We start from the raw sequence: 2,527 nt of genomic DNA, 5'->3' as shown, positions 1-2,527 counted from the left end.
TTTGCCCTACTTCCAGCGCAGGCGGGATCACAAGGTGATCGCCATGCGCAGACAATTCATGTACGTCTACCGCTGGTAAACTCTCCACCCTTGCCAGCAAGCAACTGACATTGTCATCACTGCCGGCATCTAACGCCGCTTGCACGATCTTACGCGCAGACGCTTCCAGATCCTGAGAGTCTGCCAGCAGTGTTTTCAACTGTTTGTTCGACAGAAAGCTATGTACCCCATCACTGGTAAGCACATACAGTTCACCCGGCTGCAGGGCAAAGGAGGTAAAATCAACATCGAGTTTTGCGTCCAGACCAATGGCACGAGTGAGCACAAAGTTTGCTCGTTGTTTGGCCGTGTGATCGTTGGTGAGCAATTCGAGCTGGCCATGCTGAAACCGGTGGACCCGGGTATCACCCACATGCATTAAAAAACCCGTGGTCGACTTAAACACGAGGCTGCTGAATGTGGTTAGCATTTGACTACTGCCGCCCACTGCATAGTCAAACTGACCGTGGCACCAGCGATTCAGACTGGTTAGGATTTTCCCTACCGAGCGGCTCACCGACCAACTGGGAGGGGTTTGCATGTAGTCAAAGATGAAGTTGTTAACCACCGTGGTTGCCGCTTCTTTGGCTTTACTACAGGCAGAGACACCGTCGGCTATTGCAACCACTGCACCTTTGTCTCGCAGTTGCTGTCCCTCGCCCTGCCAGGCAGCAAAGGCGTCCTGATTTTCAAACTTGATCCCCTGGCTGCTGTATCCGCCAAAACTTACATTCAAATTTGCCATGCTTTATCCAAAAAAAGCACCTGCCTCTGGCGAGGACAGGTGCATTACCACACTTATGCCTGTTGGGTAATAAGTTTAACCTACGTGAATCAGTTCGACGGTACCGTCTTCGTTCACTTCGGTAATTGCGCCACTCGGCTCTTTCATAAAGAGTAACGCAATAAAGCCAAATGCGGCAGTCCCACTGATAACCAGGAAGAACGTAGACGCATCAACAAAAGAATAGATAGTCAGGTAAGTTACCGCACCCACGTTACCGTAAGCACCGGTCATACCTGCAATCTGGCCGGTAAGGCGGCGTTTAATAAGCGGCACAACCGCAAAGACCGCCCCTTCACCTGACTGCACAAAGAACGAGCAGGCCATTACCGCCAGCACGGCCAGCCATACAGGCCAGTTCGCATCGATATGACTTAGTGTGAAGTAACCACCCGCCAGACCCGCAGTCAGAATAAGCAGGGTTTTCTTGCGGCCAAATCGGTCAGAAATAATACCACCGCCAGGGCGTGACATCAGGTTCATAAAGGCATACATACCCGCCAACAAACCGGCTGTCGCCATCGACAACTCAAACGTTTCTGCAAAAAATGCAGGTAGCATGGATACCACGGCTAGCTCAGAACCGAAAGTAGCGAAGTACAGAATGTTCAGCACCGCGACTTGTTTGAATTGATAGCGATGTTGCTCTGCGACCGGCTTCACAAAAATCTCGCGATTAACTTTGAAGTTGGAATACGCGTCGAAGCAATAAATAGCAAACAGCGCAACATAGATAAAGGTGCACACATCGGCCGACAACATGCCTACGCCATTCGGAGACAGCTTCCAGTTAAGCAGTGCCAGCGCCAGGTACATTGGCGTTTTCATAAATAACAGGAAGTAGAAATCGCCTTTGCTGGTGACTTCCATACCGCCGAGGTTTTTGGGTCGGAAATAAGTGGAGCCTTTAGGGGTATCGGTGACGTTGGTGTAATAAATCACACTGAAAATAACACACAGGACACCGGTAATTGCTACTGCATAACGCCAGCCGTCATCGCCACCAAATACTACAGCCAGTGTAGGTAAAGTGAAGGCTGCTGCCGCAGAGCCAAAGTTACCCCAGCCGCCGTAGATACCTTCGGCCGTGCCCAGCTCTTTAGGCGGGAACCATTCGCTGACCATGCGAATACCGATGACGAAACCCGCACCGATAAAACCCAGCGCAAAACGCGCAATGGCCATTTGTGTAAAGTCGCTGGCAAACGCGAATAAAAAACAGGGTACAGAGCAGATTGCCAGCAGGGAAGAGTAAACTAAACGCGGTCCGTATTTGTCGGTAAGCGCACCGATAATAACCCGGGCGGGTATGGTGAGCGCCACGTTTAAAATCAGTAAGGTTTTCCATTCTTCCAGGCTCAGGCCCATGTCGCCCATGATCACCTGTTTAAGTGGGGCCATATTAAACCACACTACGAAGGTAACGAAAAACACCATCCAGGAGAGGTGAAGTATTTTCATTTTCCCGGTGAAAGAGAAAATATTAAATTTATCTGCAGTCATTGTTACTACCGTGTCCAAAAAACAAAATAAAAAGCCCAATCCTGGCGACAGGATCGGGCTTCATTACCAAACTTCATTCAAATTGTTAGCAAACGCCAAGCTTGCTTTATTCTGTCATTACATCAGCAATAACCGAGCCAAATTTCAAAAGCTATATATTACAGCAGGTTATAAAAATACGACTCACTATACACACTTTAG

General features: G+C 49.1%; 3 protein-coding genes. 1 reads left to right on the top strand and 2 read right to left on the bottom strand.

Annotated features, from left to right (window positions below; translation table 11 throughout):
• Positions 1 to 784 (bottom strand): PP2C family protein-serine/threonine phosphatase (locus AC4MRN_RS20440; RefSeq protein ID WP_491204364.1); only part of this gene is annotated, 784 nt, incomplete at its 3' end.
• Positions 785 to 859: 75 nt separating this feature from the next.
• On the bottom strand, positions 860 to 2,326 hold the full coding sequence (locus tag AC4MRN_RS20435) for a NarK family nitrate/nitrite MFS transporter (protein WP_073323680.1): 1,467 nt from the start codon (positions 2,324 to 2,326) through the stop codon (positions 860 to 862).
• Positions 2,327 to 2,336: 10 nt separating this feature from the next.
• Between AC4MRN_RS20435 and AC4MRN_RS20430 the strand changes: the two genes are divergently transcribed.
• A partial coding sequence (locus AC4MRN_RS20430) for a hypothetical protein (RefSeq protein ID WP_491204363.1) occupies positions 2,337 to 2,527 on the top strand: 191 nt, incomplete at its 3' end.

It is taken from the genome of Marisediminitalea sp., from assembly GCF_984433645.1.
This window is presented reverse-complemented; position numbering and strand designations above follow the sequence as displayed.